Raw genomic sequence first — 23,898 nt, forward strand, 5'->3', positions numbered from 1 at the left:
GGACATTGGGAAAAATAGCATTTATCTTCCCGGGCCAGGGTTCACAGACAGTGGGCATGGGAAAAGGAGCGGCCGAAACGAATGAAAAGGCCAAAAAGATTTTTGATCAGGCAGACTTACGGCTTGGTTATTCGCTTTCTTCCATCATTTTCGAAGGTCCTCAGGAAAAGCTGACATTGACGGCCAACGCACAGCCGGCCCTTTTGACGACAAGTATTGCCCTTTTGCAAAGCATGTCGGAAGCGGGTATCACCCCGGACTATACTGCGGGCCACAGCCTTGGTGAATATACAGCGCTTGTTGCGAGCGGAGCAATCGATTTCGAAGATGCCGTCTATGCCGTGCATAAACGCGGCGTATATATGGAGGAAGCCGTTCCGGACGGAAAAGGGACAATGGCAGCTGTTCTGGGTCTTGATAGGGACATCCTTCAGACTGTTTGCGAAAGTGTTACCGAAGAAGGGGACGCAGTTCAGTTGGCCAATATAAACTGCCCTGGGCAAATCGTCATTTCAGGAACGGTGGCAGGAGTCCAAAAGGCGGGGGAAAAAGCGAAAGAGCAGGGGGCAAAGCGTGTTCTACCTTTGCAGGTGAGCGGTCCTTTCCATTCAAGCCTCATGAAGCCGGCGGCGGAAAAATTCAGCAACATTTTAAATGAAATTTCCATCCGGGATGCTTCTGTCCCTGTAGTCGTCAATGTGACGGCTGCACCCGAAACAACAAAGGAAGCATTTCAGGAAAAGCTGATTGAGCAGCTGTATTCCCCGGTGCTGTGGGAAGATACGGTACAAAAGCTGATTGATCTTGGCGTAGATAAGTTTGTTGAAATTGGGCCTGGAAAGGTATTGTCCGGTTTAGTGCGAAAAGTGGACAGAAATGTCAGGACAATGTCCGTCCAGGATCCGGAAAGCTGCCAACAGGCGATACAATTACTGAGGGGGGAATAACATGAAACTGGAAGGAAAGGTGGCACTCGTAACGGGTGCCTCCAGAGGGATCGGCAGAGCGACTGCCATTAAGCTTGCGGAAGCAGGAGCCGATGTCGTTGTGAACTATGCCGGCAGTACAGATAAAGCCAACGAAGTGGCGGAACAAATAAAAGCGCTTGGAAGGGAAGCCATTACCTATCAGTGCAATGTGTCAGACAGTGATGCGGTACAGTCAATGGTCAAAGATGTTATAGCAAAGTTCGGAAGGCTCGATATTCTAGTAAACAATGCCGGCATTACCAGGGATAATCTTCTCATGAGAATGAAAGAAGATGAATGGGATGATGTGATTGACACAAACTTGAAAGGAGTCTTCCTTTGCACGAAAGCTGTCACCAGGCAGATGATGAAACAGAGAAGCGGCAGAATCATCAATGTGGCTTCCATTGTAGGTGTCATCGGAAACCCGGGACAAGCCAATTATGTGGCAGCAAAAGCAGGGGTAATCGGCTTGACGAAGTCGTCTGCAAGAGAACTCGCATCCCGCGGAATCACTGTCAATGCCGTTGCGCCTGGATTTATTGCGACAGATATGACGGACCAGTTGGCGGACGAGCAAAAAGAAGCAATGCTGCAGCAAATTCCCCTTGCCAAGTTCGGGCTGGCTTCGGATATTGCGAATGCGGTTTTATTCCTTGCCTCGGATGATGCCAATTACATTACCGGCCAGACGATTCATGTTGACGGCGGCATGGCCATGTAATGGATGATGATTATTTTATTTTTATGATGTTTCGATTATAATGGCTTGAGGGGAGGTGAACCGGATGGCAGATATACAGGAAAGAGTGACTAAAATTATTGTTGACCGTCTTGGAGTTGAAGAGTCAAAGGTTGAATTGGAATCTTCTTTCAAAGATGATCTCGGGGCTGACTCGCTTGACGTTGTAGAACTTGTTATGGAATTGGAAGATGAGTTTGATATGGAAATTTCCGATGAAGACGCAGAAAAAATTTCAACAGTCGGCGACGCAGTCAATTACATAAAAAGCAATAGCTAGTCGTTGGAAACTAAATGTCCCGTTGATTTGCCAGCGGGGCTTTTTCTGCTTTAACTTTACCTTATAAGGTGGATAGACAATGCGAAAATCAAGAAAAGATGCAAAAGCAGCTGAAAGGGAGGCCTCCCTGTTTAAAAAGCTGCAGGAGCGGACGGGCATTCATTTTTCAAATGAAAAACTTTTAAAGAAAGCTTTTACACATTCATCCTATGTGAATGAGCATCGCAAAAGGCCGTATGAAGACAATGAACGCCTTGAATTTCTGGGTGATGCTGTTTTGGAATTGACAGTCTCCCAATTTTTATATGAAAAATATCCCATGATGAGCGAAGGGGAATTGACGAAATTAAGGGCAGCCATTGTTTGTGAGCCATCTCTTGTCACCTTTGCCAACGAACTGGAATTCGGTGAGGCAGTCCTGCTCGGAAAAGGGGAAGAGTTGACGGGAGGAAGGAAAAGGCCGGCTTTGCTTGCGGACGCCTTTGAAGCATTTATTGGCGCTTTATATCTTGATCAGGGGCTGGAAAAAACCAAGGCTTTTCTGAATGAGATCGTTTTTCCGAAAGTTGAAATAGGTGCTTTTTCTCATGTGATGGATTTTAAAAGCCAGCTGCAGGAAGTTGTCCAAAGGGACGGATCCGGCACGCTTGAATATCAAATTTTAAAGGAACACGGCCCGGCCCATAACAGGTTGTTTGAATCACAAGTAGTTCTGGATGGAGAAGTGATCGGTAAAGGAAAAGGCCGGTCCAAGAAAGAGGCTGAACAGCATGCTGCGCAAATGGCCCTTGGTAAATTGGATGAAAAAAGGGGGAAAAGTGATTGTTCCTCAAGCAGTTGAACATATATGGTTTCAAATCCTTTGCGGAAAAAACAGAACTGGAGTTTGTCCCCGGTGTGACTGCAGTTGTCGGGCCGAACGGCAGCGGAAAAAGCAATGTCACCGATGCGCTCCGCTGGGTTCTTGGAGAGCAATCCGCCAAGTCGCTGCGCGGCGGGACGATGGAAGACGTCATTTTTGCCGGCAGTGATGCAAGAAAACCGCTGAATTATGCTGAAGTTTCGATTATCCTTGATAACCAGGGAGGAAAGCTTCCCATTGATTATAATGAGGTCAGTGTAAAGAGGCGGGTTTTCCGGACGGGTGAAAGTGAATTTTTCATCAACGACAATCCTTGTCGGCTAAGGGACATCGTAGGTCTGTTTACGGACTCGGGCTTGGGGAGGGAAGCTTTTTCCATTATCAGCCAGGGAAAAGTGGACCAAATTTTAAATAGCAAGCCCGAGGAACGCAGGACGATTTTCGAAGAAGCGGCCGGTGTGCTCAAATATAAGCAGCGCAAGAAAAAAACCGAAGAAAAGCTTGCAGAAACAGAAGAAAATCTCAACCGTGTCCAAGATATTCTCCATGAATTGGACAGCCAGCTTGTTGTATTGAAAGAACAGGCGGAAACTGCGGAAAAATTTCTGGAAAAGCAGGATGAACTGAAGAAAATTGAAGGAGCCCTCATCGTCCGGGAAGTGGAGAGCCTGTATATTAAGTGGGAGAAAGCCAAAAAGGAGCTTGAAACATATACGGACTCTGAAATCAAGCTGTCCAATGAAATACAACAGCTTGAAATGGCGGCGGATGAAGACAGACAAGGCCAAAATGAATTGGACGTGAAAATAAACCGCCTGCAGGAGGAGCTTCTCTCGGTTTCCGAACATTTGGAAAAACTGGAAGGCAGGCGCCAAGTGCTCCGGGAAAAAAGCAGAAATGCGATCCGGAATATTGAAATACTGAAGGAAAATATAAAAGACTCAAAGTTAAAAACCAACAGTCTTCAGGGTGAAAAAAAGAAAATTGAACAGCTCATAGCAGAAAAGGAGACTGAAGCGGCGGCACTGAAAAAAAGGTTGTCTGACAAAAAGCTGGAATTGGATCACTTGGATGATACGCTCGATCATACAATTGAAACATTAAAAAGTGACTATGTCGATTTGATGAATGAGCATGTTTCAGACAAAAACGAACTTCAGTATATTAAAAAACAGCTGGGCCAGCAGGAAGTCAGGCTGAAAAAGCTTGCAGCAGACAAAAGGAAATACGAGGAAGAAAAGGCATCCATTGAAAACAAGCTTGGAAGCATGCGTGAGGAAATGCGTGAACTCAAAGACCAGATCGGCGCGTTTGAAAAAGAAGAACAGCAAATGCTAAAGGAATTGGAATCTCTCAAAAAATATAGAGAGGAACAGCAGTCAAGGCTTTTTCAGTTGTACCGTGACCATCAGCAGCAAAAAGCCAAAAAAGAGAGCCTTGAAACAATGGAAGAGGATTACGCAGGCTACATGCAAGGTGTCCGTGAGGTGCTAAAAGCCAAGGGAACGATTTTGCAGGGCATCGAAGGCAGCGCTGCCGATCTTATCCATGTTCCGAAAGAGCTTGAAACGGGGATAGAAACGGCCCTTGGCGGTGCGGTCCAGCACGTGGTTGTACAAACTGAAGCGGACGGGCGAGAGGCAATCAGCTATTTGAAGAAGAATCGGCTCGGCAGGGCTACATTTCTCCCTTTGAGCATAATAAAGGGAAAATATCTCAGCCCAAACCAGAAGGAAGCTCTCCAGCGCCACAGTTCATTCCTTGGTGTAGCCGCAGACCTGGTTGGCTGCGACAAGAAATATGAACCTGTCATCAGATATTTGTTGGGAAATGTTGTTGTGGCAAAAGATTTAAAAGGTGCCGGGGAATTGGCAAAGCTGGCTGGCTATCGGCTTCGCGTCGTTACTCCGGCGGGGGAAATCATTAACCCGGGAGGATCTATGACTGGGGGAGCTTCCAGGCAGAAAAAGAGCTCCCTGATCGGGAGAAAAAATCAACTGGAACAGATCAGAAAAGAGCTTGCTGCTCTGGAACGCGAGACGACTTCCACTGAAATGGCCGTAAATGACGCAAAAGCAAAGCTGGCTGATTATGAAAAACGTATGTCCCAAGGGAAGTCAAAAACGAAAGAATTGGAAAGCCTGCTTTATGAACGTCAATCGGATGTGGCGCGGCTGGAAATCACATTGAAAAACACCGAAGAATATCTTTCTCTCAGCGGGATGGAAATGAAGGAGCTTGCTGCAGAAGGAGAATCGCTAAAACGCCAAAAAGAACAAATTGCGGAAGCCATAAGAAGCAAGGAGCAGTCCATTCGTTTATTGGAAGAAAAAATACAGGGCCTAACTGAAAAGAAAAGCTCGCAGCAAAGTTCAAAAGACCATCTGTTGGCTGCAATCAACCAATTAAACATACAAAGTGCCCAACTGGAGGAACAGCTGGTTGCAGCACAATCGAATCTTGAGCGAATAGAGGCTTCGATTGAACAAACTATCTTGCAGTCAGAAGCAGCCGGTAAAGAATTGAATGCCCTACATGCCGAAAATGAAGATATATTGGGTAAAGTGGCCGAACTCGAGAAAGAAGCGAAAGAAACCCAGGCAAAGAGAGAGGCGACGCTGCAAAATATTTCAACCAGCCGAAATGAAAGAGCCCGGCTTCAGGAAGCTGTCTCCAGCAAGGAGATTGAGTTGAAAGAACTTGCAAGACAGCAAAAAAGACTGGCAGATAAGCTGAAAGGCGAAGAATTGAAGGCAGGCCGCCTTGAACTTGAGATGGAGAATCTCATAAAAATTTTGAGGGATGAATTCACCATCTCCTTTGAGCGTGCCCAAAAGGAATTTTCTTTATCTATTGAAGCATCCGAAGCGAAGCAAAGACGGGACGAGCTAAAAATTGAACTATCAGAAATAGGGACTGTGAACATCGGGGCGATTGAAGAATATAAGAGGGTGTTCAGCCGCAGCCAGTTTTTATTGGAACAGCAGGCAGATCTTTCACAGGCGAAAGAAACTCTGTACCAAATTATGGATGAAATGGACGATGAAATGACAAAAAGGTTCGGCAGCACTTTTCAATCCATCCAACAAGCATTTCAAGGCGTATTCTCCTCGTTGTTTGGTGGGGGAAAAGCAGAATTGAGATTGACACAGCCCGATGACCTGCTGAATACAGGTGTTGATATCATTGCACAGCCGCCTGGTAAAAAACTTCAAAATTTAAGCTTGCTCTCAGGTGGGGAAAGGTCCTTGACCGCAATCGCTCTGCTCTTTTCAATTTTAAAAGTGCGTCCAGTTCCTTTTTGCGTATTGGATGAAGTCGAGGCTGCCCTTGATGAGGCAAATGTCAATCGTTTCAGTGAATATTTGAAAAAATTCAGTGAAAATACCCAGTTCATCGTGATTACCCACAGACAGGGAACAATGGCGGGTGCAGATGTTCTATATGGGATCACTATGCAGGAATCGGGTGTTTCCAAGCTTGTATCCGTCAAGTTGGAAGAAGAACGGATGATGGCGTAAATTTAATCATTGGGGTGATGCAAAATGAGCTTATTTAAAAGGCTGAAAAATAAATTCACGGCTTCCGGCGACTCGATCTCGGAAAAATTTAAGGAGGGGCTTGTAAAAACCCGTGATAACTTTTCCAATAAAATCAATGATCTGGTTTCCCGCTACCGTACGGTCGATGAAGATTTCTTTGAAGAACTGGAGGAAATATTGATCCAGGCGGATGTAGGCTTTGAAACGGTCATGGAACTTGTGGAAGAATTGAAAATGGAAGTAAAAAAAAGGAATATAAAAGATCCGGCAGATGTCCAATCCGTTATATCCGAGAAACTGATCGAAATATACGAATCCGGTGATGAGAACCTAAGCACCCTTAATATTCAGGAAGACGGACTTACCGTCATTTTATTTGTCGGGGTGAACGGTGTCGGAAAAACAACGACAATCGGCAAGCTGGCCCATAAGTTTAAATCCGAAGGGAAAAATGTCCTGCTTGCCGCAGGAGATACCTTCCGGGCTGGTGCCATTGATCAGCTTGAAGTATGGGGTGAGCGTGTCGGAGTCGATGTCATCAAACATGCAGAGGGGTCTGACCCCGCTGCTGTCATGTATGATGCTGTGCAGGCTGCCAGGTCCCGCAAAGCGGATATACTGCTGTGCGATACAGCAGGCCGTCTTCAAAATAAAGTCAATCTCATGAAAGAACTGGAAAAAATCAAAAAGGTGATCGAACGGGAGATTCCGGGAGCTCCTCACGAAGTCCTTCTTGTATTGGATGCCACGACAGGGCAAAACGCCCTTATTCAGGCAAAAACATTCAAGGAAGCAACAGATGTCAGCGGAATCGTTTTGTCCAAGCTGGACGGAACAGCGAAGGGCGGAATTGTGTTGGCAATCCGCCATGAAATGAACATTCCGGTGAAATTTGTCGGGCTTGGCGAGAAAATGGATGATCTTCAGGTCTTTGATCCGGAAAAATATGTTTACGGACTGTTTTCCGACGCTATTGAAAAGACTGAGGAATGATCCTGTTTTAAATTAAAGGAATTAACCTTGACGCCCCAGGCGAAAGAGTTTATCATTTAATAAGTGTAAAGGTTTTTAGCTTAACAAGGTGGAGATTAAAGTATGCTTGAGAAAACAACGCGAATGAATTATTTATATGATTTTTATCAATCGTTGTTGACTCCGAAGCAGCGCAGCTATATGGCCCTTTACTACCGTGACGATTATTCGCTTGGTGAGATCGCCGAAAACTACGGAGTCAGCCGTCAAGCAGTATACGACAATCTTAAAAGAACAGAAATTTTGCTGGAAGAGTATGAACATAAGCTTTCTTTGTTCAGGAAATTCGAAGAACGAAGGAAACTGATCGCATTGATTAGGCAAAGCATGAATGAACATCCGGATGACAATGACAAGCTGAACCGTTATTTGGATGAATTAGAGGAATTGGATTAGGGGGCGGAGATCGATGGCATTTGAAGGATTGGCCGACCGCTTGCAAACGACCATCCAAAAGATCCGCGGCAAAGGCAAGGTGACCGAAGCGGACGTCAAAGAGATGATGCGCGAGGTGCGTCTTGCGCTCCTGGAAGCGGATGTCAACTTTAAAGTAGTCAAACAGTTTGTAAAGAAAGTAAGTGAACGAGCGGTGGGCCAGGAAGTGATGAAAAGCCTCACGCCTGGCCAGCAAGTCATCAAAGTCGTCAAGGAAGAGCTGACAGAGCTCATGGGCGGGGAACAGAGCAAAATCGCAGTGGCGAAGCGTCCGCCGACCGTCATCATGATGTCAGGCCTCCAGGGGGCAGGTAAAACGACGACGACCGGAAAGCTTGCCAACCTGCTCCGGAAAAGCTACAATCGCAAACCGTTTCTTATTGCGGCAGATATTTATCGTCCAGCAGCGATTAAGCAGCTTGAAACTATCGGAAAACAGCTGAATATGCCGGTCTTTTCACTTGGGGACAAGGTAAGCCCGGCAGAAATTGTCCGCCAGGGTATTGAAAAGGCGAAAGAAGAGCATTATGACTATGTTCTCATTGATACAGCGGGCCGTCTTCATATCGATGAAGAGTTGATGCAGGAGTTAAGGGATATTAAGGAATTGGCTGACCCTGATGAAATATTCCTGGTGGTCGATGCCATGACCGGGCAGGATGCCGTAAACGTAGCCGAGAACTTCAACGATCAGCTTGATATCACTGGGGTCATTTTAACCAAGCTTGATGGGGATACCCGGGGCGGTGCCGCCCTGTCCATCCGTTCCGTTGCCCAAAAGCCGATCAAATTTGTCGGTATGGGGGAGAAAATGGACGCCCTTGAGCCGTTTCATCCCGAGAGGATGGCTTCCAGAATACTTGGTATGGGTGATGTTCTGACACTGATTGAGAAAGCCCAGGCCAATGTCGATGAAGAAAAGGCCAAGGAAATGGAACATAAATTCCGTACGGCATCCTTCACTTTTGATGATTTTCTTGACCAGCTTGGACAGGTAAGAAGCATGGGACCCTTGGATGAATTGATCAAAATGATGCCGGGTGCCAATAAAATGAAAGGCCTGGACAATATACAGGTCGATGAAAAGCAGATCGGGCATGTCGAAGCAATCATCAGGTCGATGACAAAAGAGGAAAAGGAACGTCCTGACATTATCAACGCCAGCAGGCGCCGGCGGATCGCGAAAGGAAGCGGAAGGACGATCCAGGAGGTCAACCGGCTGTTGAAGCAGTTTGAAGAAATGAAAAAAATGCTGAAACAGATGAGCGGCATGCAGCAAAAAGGGAAAAAGAAGGGATTTAAGTTCCCTTTTATGTGATGAGAAAAGCATAAGCGCTGGAGCTGGACATTAAACAAAAAGTCTCTGTTCATCACCATATAGACAAGGTTTAAATTCTAATTTTTAACGTGTTAAGAAAAAACACTTTACAAACAAAACACAGATTGATATTATACTGATTTGTGTAAAACAATTCGGAGGTGCTATTAAAATGGCAGTTAAAATTCGTTTAAAACGTTTAGGAGCAAAGAAATCTCCTTTCTATCGCATCGTTGTTGCAGATTCCCGTTCACCACGCGACGGAAGAATCATTGAAGAGGTTGGCACATACAATCCGGTCGCCCAGCCTGCGATTGTTGACATCAATGAAGAAAGTGCCTTAAAATGGCTTCAAGATGGTGCTAAGCCATCCGATACAGTCAGAAACTTGTTCTCCAAGCAAGGTATCATGGAGAAATATCATAACGCTAAAAATAGCAAATAACAGTGATAAATATGCAGGAATTGATTATGTCGATTGTAAAACCGATTGTTGATCATCCTGAAGATGTCCAAGTACGGATGGATGAAAGCGAAAAGCGTATTACCTACCACTTGTCCGTTCATGAAGATGATATTGGAAAAGTGATAGGAAGACATGGAAGAGTGGCGAAAGCCATCAGAACGGTCGTTTACGCTGCAGCAGGGTCAAAACAACATAAGAGGATTTTTTTAGAGATCGACGAATAGGGGGGCCGAAACACCCCTCTTTTTTTAAACTTTGCAAAGGCGGAGGATGAGATTGTGAAAATTATCCAAACAGTCACCGTCAAACAGGTTTTAACTGAAAAAAGCAAAGAAGAACTTTCTGTCAAATATACGACATCGAAACAGCAGCTTCAAAAAGAGTGTGACCAATTGCTGTTCGAAATGAAAAAGCTTGAAAGAACAAGAAAGTTTTCTGCTGCCGGACTTAAAGCACAATTTGATAAAGAAATCGAGCTGCGGAAAGAAAAGATCAAGCTGATTGACTTTCAGATTGAACAGCTTGGGATGCTTCCATACGGAAGCGAGCTTAAAGATCAGGACATCCAGGCTTTGGTGGATATTCGGGTCGGAGATCAATGGGAAGATATCATCAATGGAAAAACAATCATCGTCAAAGACGGAATCATAGCAGAGATCAGGGAGAGGTAAAGTATGGACAATTGGTTTAATGTTGGGAAAATCGTTAATACACATGGCATCCGCGGTGAAGTACGGGTCATTTCCTCAACCGATTTTCCAGATGAAAGATACGCCCCCGGCAGCACCCTTTATCTATTCCCCGGAAACCATCAGGAACCGGCCCCATTAACAGTGAAAACACACCGAAAGCATAAAAACTTTGATCTTCTTACTTTTGAAGGGTATGAAAATATCAATGATGTGGAGAAATGGAAAAATGCTACATTAAAAATAAAAGAAGATCAACTGACTGAGCTTCCCGAAGGAGAATATTATTTCTATGAAATCATCGGCTGTCGGGTTGTAACCGGGCAGGGAGACGAAATAGGGACTGTAAAAGAAATTTTAACCCCCGGGGCAAATGATGTATGGGTTGTCGGCGGCAGCAATGGCAAAGATATATTGATTCCTTACATTCCCGATGTTGTAAAAGAGGTATCCATTGAAGAGAAAAAGATCATCATAGATCCTATGGAGGGTTTACTGTCATGAGGATCGACGTATTGACCCTTTTTCCTGAAATGTTTACGGGAGTATTCGGGTCTTCCATTTTAAAAAAAGCTGCTGAAAAAGAATCGGTCTCCTATCACCTTACAAATTTCCGTGATTTTTCAGCAAATAAACATAAAACCGTCGATGGCTATCCATATGGAGGGGGAGCAGGCATGGTGCTCAAGCCCCAGCCGATCTTTGACGCGGTGTCCCATGTGCGAAAGGAAAGCGTGGAATCACGCGTCATTTTGCTGTGCCCCCAAGGTGAGCGTTTCAACCAGAGGAAAGCGGAGGAGCTCGCGAAAGAGGATCATTTGATCTTTATATGCGGTCATTATGAAGGATATGATGAACGGATAAGAGAACAGATCGTCACGGACGAAATTTCCATCGGAGATTTCGTTTTGACAGGCGGGGAATTGGCCGCAATGGTCATCATTGATTCTGTTGTACGGCTGCTCCCGGGAGTATTGGGAAATGAACATTCGGCGCTTGAAGATTCTTTTTCCACAGGCCTGCTGGAACATCCCCATTACACAAGGCCTGCAGATTTTCGCGGAATGAAGGTTCCGGATATATTGTTATCCGGCAACCACAGCAAAATAGAAGAGTGGCGGCTGAACGAATCTTTGAAAAGGACCAAAGACCGCCGGCCGGATCTCTATGAAAAATATATCAATGCCCAAAAGGAAAAAAATCGTACTGAATGAGAAAAAACTGCTTCAAAATTTAATTGTAAATACACAGGCAATATGGTATTATTACCTTTGTGACTGTGGCAATCTGGATTGTCCGTCTGTAACTACGGTGTTCCGCTGCAACGAAATGATTTGCAAGAGCATCGGTTGGAAGGAGATGAATACGATGCACAAATTAATTGAAGAAGTGACTAAAGAACAATTGCGTACAGATCTTCCATCGTTTCGCGCCGGTGACACCGTTCGTGTTCACGTGAAAGTTGTGGAGGGTACACGCGAGCGTATCCAGTTGTTTGAAGGTGTAGTCATCAAGCGCCGCGGAGGCGGAATAAGCGAAACTTTCACTGTCCGCAAAATTTCTTACGGCGTTGGTGTTGAGCGTACTTTCCCTCTTCATACACCAAGAATCGCTAAAATCGATGTCGTGCGTCGCGGTAAAGTTCGTCGTGCGAAACTTTACTACTTGCGTAAACTACGCGGTAAAGCAGCTCGTATTAAAGAAATTCGTTAATTTACGCTTGGTTTCTTGACGGAAGCAAACCTTGCTGAGATATGCAAATCCGTTATGAAAAAAGGGGCTTGGGTTCAAGCTCCTTTTCTATTTCTCTTAACGGCAAGTTTAAAGTGTTTTTACGGGTTAATATACTGTACAATAAATAAAGATACAGGATTTTTGAAGACATCTATAGTTTCAGGATTGGACGGTGACAATATGGCAAAGGAGAAAAACGAGCTTTGGGAATGGACAAAGGCCTTGCTTATTGCGGTAGGATTGGCTGCACTTATTCGATACGCATTTTTTACCCCGATAGTGGTGGATGGTTTCTCTATGATGCCGACCTTACAAAACGGGGATCGGATGATCGTAAATAAACTGAGCAAGCCCGACCGGTTTGATATCATCGTTTTCCATGCGCCTGAGCAAAAGGATTATATCAAACGGGTGATTGGTCTTCCGGGGGACACAGTCGAATATGTCAGTGACACTTTGTATGTGAACGGCAAGGCATATGACGAGCCATATTTGGAAACCTATAAAGAGCAGACCCCTGAAGGGCCGCTGACTGAAGATTTTACATTGGAAGAGATCACGGGCCAAAAGACCGTGCCTGAAGGTGAACTTTTCGTGATGGGTGACAACAGGCGCTCAAGCAAAGACAGCCGCCATATAGGGACCATTTCCATGGACAAGGTCATAGGAGATGCAAGAATCGTCTATTGGCCGATCAAAGATATAAGAATTGTTAAGTGATGATGGAGGAACATAATTCATGACTATCCAATGGTTCCCCGGCCATATGGCAAAAGCACGCCGGGAAGTAACGGAAAAATTAAAACTGGTTGATATCGTGTTTGAACTGGTGGATGCACGGATTCCCGTTTCATCCGCCAACCCGATGCTCCAGGAGATCATACAGCAAAAGCCGCGACTGATTCTTCTTAACAAATCAGATACGGCAGATCCGGAGTTGACAAGGCAATGGATCAGCCGTTTTTCGGAAGAAGGGACTAAAGCGCTTGCAATCAATTCCCAGGCAGGAAGAGGGTTGAACGAGATTGTAAGGGCTGCAGAGGAGCTGCTGAAAGAGAAAAGAGACCGCCGGAAAGCTAAGGGCTTGAAGCCAAGAGCGATCAGGGCGATGATTACCGGTATCCCCAATGTTGGAAAATCCACACTAATTAACCGGCTGGCAAAGAAAAACATTGCCAAAACCGGCAACACTCCTGGCGTTACAAGAGGGCAGCAATGGATCAAAGTTGGAAAAGACCTTGAGCTTCTTGATACTCCGGGCATATTATGGCCGAAATTTGAAGATCAGAAAATAGGTTATAAGCTTGCTTTGACCGGCGCGATTAAAGATTCGCTTCTGAATATGCAGGATATCGCCGTTTTTGCCCTTCGCTTCCTCGAATCCCACTATCCCGGCAATATGCAAAAAAGGTATCAGCTCAAAGAGATACCAGAAGATATAGTAGATGTATTTGATCACATTGGAAAACTTCGCGGATGCCTGACATCCGGAGGAGAAGTCGATTATGAAAAGACGGCGGAGACAGTCATCATGGATGTGCGGGCACAGAAGCTGGGCAATATTACTTTCGATATGCCGGATGAAATAAATGAATAGACCAATACGGATCTTTATTTTTAGGAAAGGAGCGGACACCTTGAAGGCTTTGGCATATGCTTTGGCAGGCTCTGTCATTATTCATGCTTTATATTTTACCTATACTCTATTAGCGGGATACATAAGAACTATGTTTTATAAACCTGATATCTCCGGTTCTTGGGAGCAAGCGCATTACCTTCAAAGTGAAGTGGCATTCGGAGCGTCTGTCTCTCCCCATGTTTCCATTTTGACGTTCTTGGCAGGAACGTTATTTTGCGGATTCATCATTTGTATTTATAGAATTGCCGTGAAGAAAGCGCAATGAAAATTTTCTTGGATGAAGGTGAAAGGACCGGATGAAAAATCAGACGATTGCACAGATAAAGGATGCTTTGGCAGAAATACAAAATGAAGATGACGAGTTTATTATTGAACTGCAGTCGGATTCCCGCAAAGGTGTGCAAACCCTTTTAAATAAATGGAAGGCCGAAAAGGAAAAGGAACGTAACGAGCATAAACGGTACATACGGATGTCTGTACATGAAGAGCGGTTGAGGGCACAGGGATTCAGGCTGATCAGCGGAATCGATGAAGCCGGCCGCGGCCCTTTGGCAGGCCCGGTTGTTGCCGCTGCTGTCATATTGAATGAAAACAGCCGAATTTACGGATTGGATGACTCGAAAAAGTTGAGTGAAGCGAAACGGACGGAACTTTTTGACCGGATCCATGAAGAGGCAGAGGCGATAGGCATTGGCATCATTCCCTCCGAAGAGATTGACCGCCTTAATATTTATCAGGCCGTCAAAAAAGCGATGAAGCTCGCCGTCAGCGAGCTTGCCGTCCAGCCGGATTTTTTGCTTTTGGACGCTATGAAAATAGAAGCCCCATATCCGCAGGAATCAATTATTAAAGGCGATGCAGACAGCATTTCTATTGCGGCCGCGTCGATCATTGCAAAAGTCACGCGCGATCGGCTCATGGCCGGATATGACCGGCAATATCCTGGGTATGGTTTCGGGATACATAAAGGCTACGGAACGAAAGTCCATCTGGATGCTTTAAAAAAGCTTGGGCCATGTCCGATCCATCGTCAATCTTTTGCTCCTGTCCAAGCGGCCATGCTTCAATCTTGAGGGGGGATCGACCTGGATATTCATGCGTTAACCCAAGATATGTTTCAAACTCTAAGCTCGGGACAAAACCGCGTGCTCACACTAAAGAATGGACAAATATTTTTTGCTCATGTCAATAGGCTTTTTCCAAACCAGCATGCAGAGATTCAGCTCGGGACACACAGGCTGATTGCCAGGCTCGAAGCCCCTCTGGAAAGCGGAAAAGGCTATTTTCTTCAGGTCGATTTGGTGGAGGGAGAACCCCGGCTGAAATTAATCGGCACAAAAAATGCGGATCAGTTCTCACTCATGAGGCAATTATCACTGCCAAATGAAAAAGGATACCATGCCCTCGCCGAATTTTTTACAAAGGAATCCCTCAGCATGACGAGGGAGCAGATTCAGCAGGCAGGACAGTGGGTCGGGAAGGCATCTGACAAAAAACTGGCATTGGATGTCATTAAGCTGATGAGCGCCAGAGATATGCCATTTTCGGAAAACATATTCAACTCACTGCTTGCTGCAGGCAGCAAATTTCCATTGACCGATGCGCTATCTGCCTTGCGTACAGCCCTTGCCTCTGAAACTGAGCCGGATTCAATTGTGCAAAGGATTACTGGTTTGATTAATGAATTAGGAAAACCTCCCCAAAACGGAGCAGACGGACAGACGCATATGCTGGAAGGAAAAACGGCAATGGATAACATCAAGCATGCTGTTCAACAAATGGGACTGTTTCATGAACATGCAATTATTCGCGATAGCGAAGTAAGCGGGGCAGAATCTCTGAAATCCCTCCTGATCCAATATTTGGGGCGTTCTGGTGCAAAGATGAATCCCGCAGCAAGACAGGCGGCAGAGCAGCTGCTTCACAGAATGAACGGACAGCTTCTTCTATCCATTGATACCGGGCCCATGCAGCAACTATTTTTTGATATTCCTTTAGAGTTATACGGCCATCGCACCGAACTCTCCTTTCAATGGGAGGGGAAGCGGCGCGAAGACGGCAAAATAGACCCGGATTATTGCAGGGTCGTCTTTTATCTCGATTTGGAGAACTTGGATCAGACTGTGGTTGATGTGAAAATCCAAAAACGGATCACGAATATTACAGTTATAAATGAGTCTCCAAAAATCAAAGCCTTCGCAGCCATGCTGATTCCTGAATTGAAAGAAAAACTGAAAGAGTATGATTACGAGCTGTCCGCGGTCCACTTTAAACAGCCTTTCCGCCAGAAAAACAAACCTCTGCAAAAAAGCGGCCCCCGCCTGTACTCAGGAGTTGATATTCAAATATGAACAAAAGCCGGTTAAAGGAAGCTGTGGCCCTGGGAGGCCGGATAAATGATGGAAAAGCGCCAATCGTAATGGCAAAGGGCAAAGGTGTTACAGCCGAAAAGATTCTTGAAGCAGCAAAAGAAAACGGAATACCGGTCCAACAGGATCCGGCGCTCGTGGAACTGCTGGGCCAGCTTGACTTGAACGAGACGATTCCGGAGGAACTGTTTGAAGCTGTTGCAGAAATTTTTGCTTTCATTTACAGACTGGATCGGAAAATGGCCGAAGAAAAAACTGGACAACCGTAAAAAGTGGACTTCCTGACATCATTTTAATACAATAAACACGCAATCTATTTTTTCATAGTAACGATAGGAGGACGGAAAATGAATATCCATGAATACCAGGGTAAAGAAATCCTTAGAAAATACGGAGTATCTGTACCTGATGGAAAAGTTGCTTTCACCGTGGATGAAGCAGTGGAAGCCGCAAAAGGACTCGGTTCGGATGTCACTGTCGTAAAAGCACAAATCCATGCCGGCGGCCGCGGAAAAGCAGGCGGGGTAAAAGTGGCGAAAAATTTGGATGAAGTCCGTACATATGCTGAGGAAATTCTCGGAAAAACACTTGTTACGCATCAGACAGGCCCTGAAGGCAAAGAGGTAAAACGCCTGCTGATTGAAGAAGGATGCGATATTAAGAAGGAATACTACGTCGGTCTTGTTGTCGACAGAAGCACCGATAGAGTAGTCTTGATGGCTTCGGAAGAAGGCGGTACGGAAATCGAGGAAGTTGCCGAGAAAACACCGGAAAAAATCTTCAAAGAAGTCGTTGATCCGCTTGTCGGTTTAACCGGTTTCCAAGCGCGCAGAATCGCTTTTAACATCAATATTCCCAATGAATTGGTCGGAAAAGCTGCCAAATTCATGATCAGCCTTTACAATGCCTTTGTGGACAATGATTGTTCAATTGCGGAAATCAACCCTCTTGTTGTGACAGGAGACGGAAATGTGCTTGCACTTGATGCAAAGCTAAATTTTGATGACAACGCTTTATTCAGGCATAAGGATATCCTTGAATACCGTGATTTGGATGAAGAAGATCCAAAAGAAATCGAAGCATCAAAATACGATTTGAGCTACATCGCTTTGGACGGAAACATCGGGTGCATGGTCAATGGTGCAGGCCTGGCCATGTCAACGATGGATATCATTAAATATTACGGCGGGGAACCTGCAAACTTCCTGGATGTCGGGGGAGGAGCCACCGCGGAAAAAGTAACGGAAGCTTTTAAAATCATCCTTTCCGATGATGCGGTCAAGGGGATCTTTGTCAATATTTTCGGCGGTATCATGAAGTGTGATGTCATTGCGTCCGGCGTAGTCGAAGCCGTCCACCAGGTCGGACTTGAAGTTCCTTTAGTTGTGAGGCTGGAAGGGACAAATGTTGATAAAGGCAAAGAGATTCTCAATAAATCCGGTTTGAATATTACGGCTGCGGATTCCATGGCAGACGGTGCGCAAAAAATCGTTGAATTGGTCAAGTAAAGAGACCCCCAGGTGCTTTGGAATCAAAGTTGTTTATCAAAGATCATTTGAAAGGCAGGGAAAATCATGAGTGTTTTTGTCAATAAAGACACAAAAGTAATTGTACAGGGAATTACAGGCTCAACAGCCCTTTTTCATACAGAACAGATGCTTGAATATGGGACGAAAATTGTCGGCGGCGTAACACCCGGCAAAGGCGGCCAAGAGGTGGCAGGAGTTCCGGTCTTCAATACAGTGGAGGAAGCTGTAAAAGAAACAGGCGCTAACGCTTCGGTTATTTACGTACCGGCACCTTTTGCTGCTGATGCCATCATGGAAGCAGTCGATGCGGAGCTGGATCTGGCCATCTGCATCACTGAGCACATTCCTGTTTTGGATATGGTCAAAGTGGTCCGTTACATGGAAGGCAAGAAAACGAGACTTGTCGGTCCGAACTGTCCTGGAGTCATCACTCCCGAGGAGTGCAAGATCGGAATCATGCCGGGTTACATTCACAAAAAAGGCCATGTAGGTGTGGTTTCCCGTTCTGGTACATTGACATATGAAGCTGTACATCAGCTTTCCGAAGCAGGTATTGGACAATCAACGGCGGTTGGAATTGGCGGTGACCCTGTAAACGGCACAAATTTCATCGATGTTTTGAAAGCTTTTAATGAAGATCCTGAAACAGAAGCGGTCATTATGATCGGTGAAATCGGAGGGACGGCAGAAGAGGAAGCTGCCCAGTGGGTAAAAGCGAACATGGCCAAGCCTGTCGTAGGATTCATCGGCGGGCGCACTGCACCTCCGGGAAAACGCATGGGCCATGCCGGTGCCATCATTTCGGGCGGAAAAGGAACTGCGGACGAAAAAATCCGTGTCATGAACGAATGCGGAATCAAAGTTGCCGATACTCCTGCAGTAATTGGTGAAACATTGATCGGAGTCTTGAAGGATAAGGGACTCTATGAAAAATGCAAGACACATTAATTGAATAGGGAAGCCTCTTGTAAGAAAAGCGCAAGGCGCGCAGCCTTAGGCGACAAGCACAAGACGAATTGCGAGGAGGCAGCTTTTCAGCCACCCCAGCAATTCGGCTTGATCCTTTCGCCGATGGCGCCTGGAGCTGGACATATCACAACATCATTCCATATAGATGTTTCGTCCAAATTTTATACTTTTTTTAAAAGGAACAAAGAGGCTTCCTTTTAAAAAAATAAAAAGGAAGTGATCCGAATTTTTACAGAAAGGCTGCTCCATTTGATCCATTGCCCGCAAGTGGGGAACGCAGCAATTAGAAACCTTCTCAAACATGACCCCTCACTTTTAAATCTTTATTCTTTTTCATCCTCTAAACTCCAACAGCTTCTGCAATTGAGCCACTCTTCTGCACGGAAATTTTTCCATGACTTCCAAAGGATCGATATCAACAAAATTCTTGAAAAATACCATGCCAGCGGAATATCGGTTATTACTTTCAGAGACCGGGAATACCCCGAAATGCTGAAAGAAATTTATGACCCGCCGCTTGTCCTTTTTTTCATGGGGGACAACCTGCTTCTTAAAAGGCCATCGATTGCTGTAGTGGGCGCAAGGGCTGCTGATGCGTATGCGAAAAAAGCCATTGGCCTGCTGCTTGAGCCTCTTCTGGAAAGCGGATTTGTCATTGTCAGCGGACTTGCCAAAGGCACCGACACTTTTGCCCACCAGCAAGCAATACGGCTTGGCGGAAAAACAATCGCCGTGTTGGGAGGCGGTTTCTTCCATTTATATCCGCCGGAAAATAGGGAGCTGGCTGAAAAGATGAAAAAAGACCACTTGATTGTTTCGGAGTATCCCCCGATCTGGCGGCCGCAAAAATGGCATTTTCCCCAAAGAAACCGTATAATAAGCGGATTGGCCAAAGGTACTGTCATCGTACAGGCAAGGTCAAGGAGCGGATCACTCATCACTGCCGATTTTGCTTTGGAGGAAGGCAGGGAAGTTTTTGCGGTGCCGGGGCCGATCGGCAGCCCCCTTTCAGAAGGGGCAAACCGCCTGATACAGCAAGGGGCAAAGCTTGTTACTTCCGGCTATGATATATTGGAGGAACTGTATATCGAGTGAGTCATTTCATCACATAAAATCAAAAAAACTTGCAATTTTACGGAAAGTGGGATAGATTCATCAACAGAAGCTTGGAACAGGTGCTTAAGCTCTTCTCGTTGTTAAAGAAAGCATAAAATTCCACAACTTTGGATAGTATTTCCTTGTCTAGCTCCAGCGCTCAGCGACTAGCAAACTTCGCGCCTCCTCCTACGATAAGTCAACATCGGCTCCGACGCACAGGATGTGCTAGTGCAGGCGAAGCGACAGGACGTCGCTGCTTGAGCCTGCATTCTTCGCCGTGTTTCCTTTATCTCGTCGGAGGCGCTCCAGTTTGTACGTCGCTAAACGAGCGCTTGCGCTTTTCTTAATGTCTAGCTGCAGACGGCAGGGGCTCGAGGTCGCTTCGGTCTAGCCAATGAAGTCAAAGAACGACTTCACTGGCTAGTCCTCCAGCGCTTGTCGCCCCTAAGCGGCCGTCTTCCGCTTTTCTATACGCCTGTTCTATTTCTTTCGTTGACAAACATACGATACACGTATAAGATTTATTCTGATTTATTGAATTTACCTCTGGGGAGGATTTTTGCATGTCGGATTACTTGGTGATTGTGGAATCGCCTGCAAAGGCGAAGACCATTGAACGATATTTAGGAAAAAAATATAAAGTAAGGGCATCCATGGGACACGTCAGGGATTTGCCGAAAAGCCAAATGGGTGTGGATGTTGAAAACAATTATGAACCGAAATATATAACAATCAGGGGAAAAGGCCCTGTTTTAAAAGAACTGAGATCTGCAGCCAAGAAAGCGAAAAAAGTATATCTTGCAGCTGACCCTGACAGGGAAGGTGAAGCGATCGCATGGCATTTGGCCCATAGTCTTGATGTGGATATCAATTCAGACTGCCGTGTCATCTTCAATGAAATTACAAAAGATGCTATTAAAGAATCCTTTAAGCATCCTCGTCCTATAAACAAAGATCTTGTTGATGCCCAACAGGCAAGAAGAATATTAGACAGACTCGTAGGGTATAACATCAGCCCGCTTTTTTGGAAAAAGGTAAAAAAAGGTTTAAGCGCCGGAAGGGTTCAGTCTGTTGCAGTGCGTTTGATCATAGACAGAGAAAATGAGATCAAAAATTTCGTTCCCGAAGAATATTGGTCTATCGAAGGACTGTTTAAAAAAGGGAAGGACGAATTCCAGGCTGCTTTTTATGGAATAGAAGGAAAGAAAAAGAAGCTTCAGTCTGAAGGAGATGTAAAAGAGGTACTCGGGCAATTGGATGGTGATTCCTTTGTGGTTCAGGCTGTTACGAAAAAAGAAAGAAAAAGAAACCCTGCCCGTCCGTTTACTACATCATCACTTCAGCAGGAGGCTGCCAGAAAGCTCAATTTCAGAGCGAAAAAAACCATGATGCTTGCACAGCAATTATATGAAGGGATTGACCTTGGAAAAGAAGGAACCGTTGGTTTAATTACTTATATGAGGACGGACTCCACAAGAGTTTCTGATATTGCCGTAAAAGAAGCATCTGAATATATAAGCTCCCGATTTGGAAAGGAATATCTGGCCGCCGGAGGCCGGAAGGATAAGAAACAGGCGAACACCCAGGACGCGCATGAAGCGATCCGTCCAACTAGCACAATGAGGGAACCGAATGCTGTCAAAGCCCATTTAAGCCGCGACCAGCTAAGATTGTATAGGCTGATTTGGGAACGTTTTGTTGCAAGCCAAATGGCACCGGCGGTCATGGATACGATGACTGTTGATCTGGTGAATGGTAAAGTTACATTTCGTGCGAATGGTTCCAAAACAAAATTCCCCGGCTTTATGAAGGTATACGTGGAAGGAACCGATGATCAATCAGAAGAAAAAGAGAATGTGCTGCCTTCTTTCGAAGAAGGTGAGAAAGTCGTTTCGGAAAAGCTGAACCCGAAACAGCATTTTACACAGCCGCCTCCCAGATATACAGAGGCAAGATTGGTCAAAACTCTGGAAGAATTGGGAATAGGCAGGCCTTCGACCTACGCTCCTACGCTCGATACGATTCAGAGAAGGGGTTATGTCGCTTTGGATAATAAGCGTTTTATCCCCACAGAGCTGGGCGAAATTGTTACAGAGCTGATGATGGAGTTTTTCCCTGAGGTACTGGATGTGGAGTTTACGGCCAAGATGGAAAATAACCTGGATGAAATTGAAGAGGGCCATGCTCAGTGGGTTAAGATTATAGATGACTTTTACCAAAACTTCGAAAAGAGTTTGAAAAAGGCAGAAGCTGAAATGAAAGAAGTGGAAATCAAGGATGAATACGCCGGGGAAGACTGCGAGAACTGCGGAAGTCCCATGGTTATCAAAATGGGGCGATTCGGCAAATTTATGGCCTGCAGCAATTTCCCTGACTGCAGAAACACAAAGCCGATTGTGAAGGAAATCGGTGTGAAATGCCCGAAATGTAAAGAAGGAAATGTCATAGAGCGAAAAAGCAAGAAAAAGCGCATTTTTTACGGCTGTGACCGCTATCCCGAATGCGACTTCCTCTCCTGGGATAAGCCGATTAACCGTCCTTGCCCGAAATGCGACGGACTTCTTGTTGAAAAGAAGCTCAAAAAAGGAAATCAGGTCCAGTGTGTCAATTGCGACTACAAGGAAGAGCCGCAGCAATAAGGTGAGTGCGCCGAGCACTCACCTTTTCCTTGTCCAGGCTGACCGGGCGTTTCCGTTTCCTTTATCTCGTCGGAGGCACTTCAGTCTGTACGTCGATGGGCAAGGCGCTTGCGCTTTTCTTTATAAGGCGCATTGTTTTTATTTGTCACGCATTTAGGGTAAAATGCTATAGGGATTGATGAGAAAAATTGTGAAAGATTGATCATATACTGGAGGTTACATACATGCAATCGGTAAATATTATAGGTGCGGGTTTGGCAGGGAGTGAAGCGGCGTGGCAGATTGCCAAGCGGGGAATCCGGGTTGACTTATATGAAATGAGGCCTGTCAAGCAAACGCCTGCCCATCATACAGACAAGTTTGCCGAACTGGTTTGCTCCAATTCATTACGGGCAAACTCCCTTACTAACGCGGTCGGTGTCCTGAAAGAAGAAATGAGAATGATGGATTCGCTCATTATCGAAGCTGCCGATCGGTCATCCGTTCCCGCAGGCGGAGCACTTGCTGTTGACAGACACGATTTTGCAGGACATGTCACGGAAAAAATCCGCGCAAATCCGCTCATTACAGTCCATAATGAGGAAATTACTGATATTCCTTCCGGTATTACAATCATCGCCACAGGGCCGCTGACAAGCGACAGTTTGTCTAAAAAGCTCAAGGAACTGACAGGGGAGGACCATTTATATTTTTATGATGCTGCCGCTCCTATTATTGAAAAAGACAGCATAAATATGGATAAAGTTTACTTGAAATCCCGCTATGACAAAGGGGAAGCAGCCTATCTGAACTGCCCGATGAACGAGGAAGAGTTCAATCGCTTTTATGATGCTTTAATCAAAGCTGAAACGGTCCCGCTTAAAGAATTTGAAAAAGAAATTTTCTTTGAAGGCTGTATGCCGATTGAAGTGATGGCCCAAAGAGGGAAAAAAACAATGCTGTTTGGCCCTTTGAAGCCAGTCGGCCTTGAGGATCCTAAAACCGGAAAAATCCCTTATGCCGTTGTCCAGCTCCGGCAGGATGATGCTGCGGGAACACTCTATAATATGGTAGGGTTCCAAACACATCTCAAATGGGGACCGCAGAAAGAGGTGATCAGGCTTATTCCGGGATTGGAAGAGGTTGAAATTGTCCGTTATGGTGTCATGCACCGCAATACGTTTATCAATTCGCCAAAGGTCCTCAACCGGACATATCAATTTAAAGAAAAGCCCGATTTATTTTTCGCCGGGCAGATGACCGGAGTTGAAGGTTATGTGGAATCGGCGGCCAGCGGTTTGGCTGCGGGCGTGAATGCTGCATTAGTGGCACTGGGAAAAGAACCGGCAGTTTTTCCAAACGAAACAATGATTGGAAGCCTTGCCCATTATATTACATCAACCGGCTCGAAAACTTTCCAGCCGATGAATGTCAATTTCGGACTGCTGCCAGAATTGCCCCAAAGAATTAAAAACAAGAAATTGAAGAATGAGCAATATGCAGAACGTGCAATTAACGCAATTCAAAACTTTGCGAAAAATATTTAATTTTCTTTGCATAGAAAAATGAATTGTGATAATATTTAGAAGGCTTGATAGTCGGGGGTGG

25 protein-coding genes are annotated in these 23,898 nt (G+C 45.4%); all 25 read left to right on the top strand.

Annotated elements, in window-relative coordinates; translation table 11 throughout:
- Window positions 1–5 precede the first annotated feature (5 nt).
- Window positions 6–947, top strand: coding sequence for an ACP S-malonyltransferase (fabD, locus tag FS666_RS01205; RefSeq protein ID WP_144461399.1), 942 nt, complete (start codon window positions 6–8; stop codon window positions 945–947).
- A 1-nt stretch (window position 948) separates the two neighbouring features.
- Window positions 949–1,692, top strand: a complete 744-nt coding sequence (fabG, locus tag FS666_RS01210) for a 3-oxoacyl-[acyl-carrier-protein] reductase (protein WP_144461398.1) — start codon at window positions 949–951, stop codon at window positions 1,690–1,692.
- A gap of 64 nt (window positions 1,693–1,756) precedes the next feature.
- Window positions 1,757–1,990 carry an acyl carrier protein gene (gene acpP, locus FS666_RS01215; RefSeq protein WP_018705171.1) on the top strand — a complete coding sequence of 78 codons (234 nt, stop codon included), beginning with the start codon at window positions 1,757–1,759 and terminating at the stop codon, window positions 1,988–1,990.
- Between the two features lie 79 nt (window positions 1,991–2,069).
- Complete coding sequence (gene rnc / locus FS666_RS01220) at window positions 2,070–2,831, top strand: ribonuclease III (RefSeq protein ID WP_144461397.1); 762 nt, start codon at window positions 2,070–2,072, stop codon at window positions 2,829–2,831.
- On the top strand, window positions 2,813–6,373 hold the full coding sequence (smc, locus tag FS666_RS01225; RefSeq protein WP_144461396.1) for a chromosome segregation protein SMC: 3,561 nt from the start codon (window positions 2,813–2,815) through the stop codon (window positions 6,371–6,373). The genes rnc and smc overlap by 19 nt, the downstream gene beginning before the upstream one ends.
- A 24-nt stretch (window positions 6,374–6,397) precedes the next feature.
- Window positions 6,398–7,387 (top strand): signal recognition particle-docking protein FtsY, encoded by a 990-nt coding sequence (ftsY, locus tag FS666_RS01230; RefSeq protein WP_144461395.1) that lies wholly within the window; start codon window positions 6,398–6,400, stop codon window positions 7,385–7,387.
- A 102-nt stretch (window positions 7,388–7,489) separates the two neighbouring features.
- Window positions 7,490–7,822, top strand: a complete 333-nt coding sequence (locus FS666_RS01235) for a putative DNA-binding protein (RefSeq protein WP_144461394.1) — start codon at window positions 7,490–7,492, stop codon at window positions 7,820–7,822.
- Between the two features lie 13 nt (window positions 7,823–7,835).
- The gene (ffh, locus tag FS666_RS01240) at window positions 7,836–9,179 is read left to right on the top strand and encodes a signal recognition particle protein (protein ID WP_120069603.1); all 1,344 of its coding nucleotides are present in this window, start codon (window positions 7,836–7,838) and stop codon (window positions 9,177–9,179) included.
- Window positions 9,180–9,351: 172 nt separating this feature from the next.
- Complete coding sequence (gene rpsP, locus FS666_RS01245; protein WP_018705165.1) at window positions 9,352–9,624, top strand: 30S ribosomal protein S16; 273 nt, start codon at window positions 9,352–9,354, stop codon at window positions 9,622–9,624.
- Between the two features lie 11 nt (window positions 9,625–9,635).
- On the top strand, window positions 9,636–9,869 hold the full coding sequence (locus FS666_RS01250) for a KH domain-containing protein (RefSeq protein WP_120069869.1): 234 nt from the start codon (window positions 9,636–9,638) through the stop codon (window positions 9,867–9,869).
- A 54-nt stretch (window positions 9,870–9,923) separates the two neighbouring features.
- Window positions 9,924–10,316, top strand: coding sequence for a YlqD family protein (locus FS666_RS01255; protein WP_120069606.1), 393 nt, complete (start codon window positions 9,924–9,926; stop codon window positions 10,314–10,316).
- 3 nt (window positions 10,317–10,319) lie between these two features.
- Complete coding sequence (gene rimM / locus FS666_RS01260; RefSeq protein WP_120069609.1) at window positions 10,320–10,838, top strand: ribosome maturation factor RimM; 519 nt, start codon at window positions 10,320–10,322, stop codon at window positions 10,836–10,838.
- Window positions 10,835–11,548 (top strand): tRNA (guanosine(37)-N1)-methyltransferase TrmD, encoded by a 714-nt coding sequence (trmD, locus tag FS666_RS01265; RefSeq protein ID WP_144461393.1) that lies wholly within the window; start codon window positions 10,835–10,837, stop codon window positions 11,546–11,548. The genes rimM and trmD overlap by 4 nt, the downstream gene beginning before the upstream one ends.
- 154 nt (window positions 11,549–11,702) lie before the next feature.
- Window positions 11,703–12,047 carry a 50S ribosomal protein L19 gene (gene rplS, locus FS666_RS01270; RefSeq protein WP_120069619.1) on the top strand — a complete coding sequence of 115 codons (345 nt, stop codon included), beginning with the start codon at window positions 11,703–11,705 and terminating at the stop codon, window positions 12,045–12,047.
- 201 nt (window positions 12,048–12,248) lie between these two features.
- The gene (gene lepB / locus FS666_RS01275; RefSeq protein ID WP_144461441.1) at window positions 12,249–12,788 is read left to right on the top strand and encodes a signal peptidase I; all 540 of its coding nucleotides are present in this window, start codon (window positions 12,249–12,251) and stop codon (window positions 12,786–12,788) included.
- Between the two features lie 19 nt (window positions 12,789–12,807).
- A complete protein-coding gene (ylqF, locus tag FS666_RS01280) occupies window positions 12,808–13,665 on the top strand; it encodes a ribosome biogenesis GTPase YlqF (RefSeq protein WP_144461392.1) in 858 nt (285 codons plus the stop codon).
- Between the two features lie 40 nt (window positions 13,666–13,705).
- Window positions 13,706–13,972 (top strand): hypothetical protein, encoded by a 267-nt coding sequence (locus FS666_RS01285; protein WP_144461391.1) that lies wholly within the window; start codon window positions 13,706–13,708, stop codon window positions 13,970–13,972.
- Window positions 13,973–14,003: 31 nt separating this feature from the next.
- A complete protein-coding gene (locus tag FS666_RS01290) occupies window positions 14,004–14,780 on the top strand; it encodes a ribonuclease HII (protein WP_144461390.1) in 777 nt (258 codons plus the stop codon).
- A gap of 72 nt (window positions 14,781–14,852) precedes the next feature.
- Entirely contained in the window at window positions 14,853–16,058 is a 1,206-nt protein-coding gene (locus FS666_RS01295) for a TP0910 N-terminal domain-containing protein (RefSeq protein ID WP_144461389.1), read from the top strand.
- The gene (locus FS666_RS01300; RefSeq protein ID WP_144461388.1) at window positions 16,055–16,345 is read left to right on the top strand and encodes an EscU/YscU/HrcU family type III secretion system export apparatus switch protein; all 291 of its coding nucleotides are present in this window, start codon (window positions 16,055–16,057) and stop codon (window positions 16,343–16,345) included. The genes FS666_RS01295 and FS666_RS01300 overlap by 4 nt, the downstream gene beginning before the upstream one ends.
- Window positions 16,346–16,423: 78 nt before the next feature.
- The gene (sucC, locus tag FS666_RS01305; RefSeq protein WP_144461387.1) at window positions 16,424–17,584 is read left to right on the top strand and encodes an ADP-forming succinate--CoA ligase subunit beta; all 1,161 of its coding nucleotides are present in this window, start codon (window positions 16,424–16,426) and stop codon (window positions 17,582–17,584) included.
- A gap of 66 nt (window positions 17,585–17,650) precedes the next feature.
- On the top strand, window positions 17,651–18,553 hold the full coding sequence (gene sucD / locus FS666_RS01310; RefSeq protein WP_120069641.1) for a succinate--CoA ligase subunit alpha: 903 nt from the start codon (window positions 17,651–17,653) through the stop codon (window positions 18,551–18,553).
- Between the two features lie 240 nt (window positions 18,554–18,793).
- Entirely contained in the window at window positions 18,794–19,669 is an 876-nt protein-coding gene (gene dprA, locus FS666_RS01315; protein WP_120069874.1) for a DNA-processing protein DprA, read from the top strand.
- Between the two features lie 566 nt (window positions 19,670–20,235).
- The gene (topA, locus tag FS666_RS01320) at window positions 20,236–22,311 is read left to right on the top strand and encodes a type I DNA topoisomerase (protein ID WP_144461047.1); all 2,076 of its coding nucleotides are present in this window, start codon (window positions 20,236–20,238) and stop codon (window positions 22,309–22,311) included.
- A 224-nt stretch (window positions 22,312–22,535) separates the two neighbouring features.
- Window positions 22,536–23,837, top strand: coding sequence for an FADH(2)-oxidizing methylenetetrahydrofolate--tRNA-(uracil(54)-C(5))-methyltransferase TrmFO (gene trmFO / locus FS666_RS01325; protein WP_144461048.1), 1,302 nt, complete (start codon window positions 22,536–22,538; stop codon window positions 23,835–23,837).
- Window positions 23,838–23,898: the final 61 nt, after the last annotated feature.

Source organism: Siminovitchia fortis, assembly GCF_007681465.1.
Taxonomy (GTDB): domain Bacteria; phylum Bacillota; class Bacilli; order Bacillales; family Bacillaceae_C; genus Siminovitchia; species Siminovitchia fortis.

Excerpts from the sequence above, each read along its gene's own strand:
- ftsY (WP_144461395.1), top strand. The coding sequence starts at position 6,398 with ATGAGCTTATTTAAAAGGCTGAAAAATAAATTCACGGCTTCCGGCGAC.
- sucC (WP_144461387.1), top strand. The coding sequence starts at position 16,424 with ATGAATATCCATGAATACCAGGGTAAAGAAATCCTTAGAAAATACGGA.
- trmD (WP_144461393.1), top strand. The coding sequence starts at position 10,835 with ATGAGGATCGACGTATTGACCCTTTTTCCTGAAATGTTTACGGGAGTA.
- trmFO (WP_144461048.1), top strand. The coding sequence starts at position 22,536 with ATGCAATCGGTAAATATTATAGGTGCGGGTTTGGCAGGGAGTGAAGCG.
- rpsP (WP_018705165.1), top strand. The coding sequence starts at position 9,352 with ATGGCAGTTAAAATTCGTTTAAAACGTTTAGGAGCAAAGAAATCTCCT.
- FS666_RS01235 (WP_144461394.1), top strand. The coding sequence starts at position 7,490 with ATGCTTGAGAAAACAACGCGAATGAATTATTTATATGATTTTTATCAA.
- FS666_RS01290 (WP_144461390.1), top strand. The coding sequence starts at position 14,004 with ATGAAAAATCAGACGATTGCACAGATAAAGGATGCTTTGGCAGAAATA.
- FS666_RS01250 (WP_120069869.1), top strand. The coding sequence starts at position 9,636 with ATGCAGGAATTGATTATGTCGATTGTAAAACCGATTGTTGATCATCCT.
- ffh (WP_120069603.1), top strand. The coding sequence starts at position 7,836 with ATGGCATTTGAAGGATTGGCCGACCGCTTGCAAACGACCATCCAAAAG.
- acpP (WP_018705171.1), top strand. The coding sequence starts at position 1,757 with ATGGCAGATATACAGGAAAGAGTGACTAAAATTATTGTTGACCGTCTT.
- fabG (WP_144461398.1), top strand. The coding sequence starts at position 949 with ATGAAACTGGAAGGAAAGGTGGCACTCGTAACGGGTGCCTCCAGAGGG.
- topA (WP_144461047.1), top strand. The coding sequence starts at position 20,236 with ATGTCGGATTACTTGGTGATTGTGGAATCGCCTGCAAAGGCGAAGACC.
- ylqF (WP_144461392.1), top strand. The coding sequence starts at position 12,808 with ATGACTATCCAATGGTTCCCCGGCCATATGGCAAAAGCACGCCGGGAA.
- sucD (WP_120069641.1), top strand. The coding sequence starts at position 17,651 with ATGAGTGTTTTTGTCAATAAAGACACAAAAGTAATTGTACAGGGAATT.
- rimM (WP_120069609.1), top strand. The coding sequence starts at position 10,320 with ATGGACAATTGGTTTAATGTTGGGAAAATCGTTAATACACATGGCATC.
- rplS (WP_120069619.1), top strand. The coding sequence starts at position 11,703 with ATGCACAAATTAATTGAAGAAGTGACTAAAGAACAATTGCGTACAGAT.
- FS666_RS01300 (WP_144461388.1), top strand. The coding sequence starts at position 16,055 with ATGAACAAAAGCCGGTTAAAGGAAGCTGTGGCCCTGGGAGGCCGGATA.
- rnc (WP_144461397.1), top strand. The coding sequence starts at position 2,070 with ATGCGAAAATCAAGAAAAGATGCAAAAGCAGCTGAAAGGGAGGCCTCC.
- lepB (WP_144461441.1), top strand. The coding sequence starts at position 12,249 with ATGGCAAAGGAGAAAAACGAGCTTTGGGAATGGACAAAGGCCTTGCTT.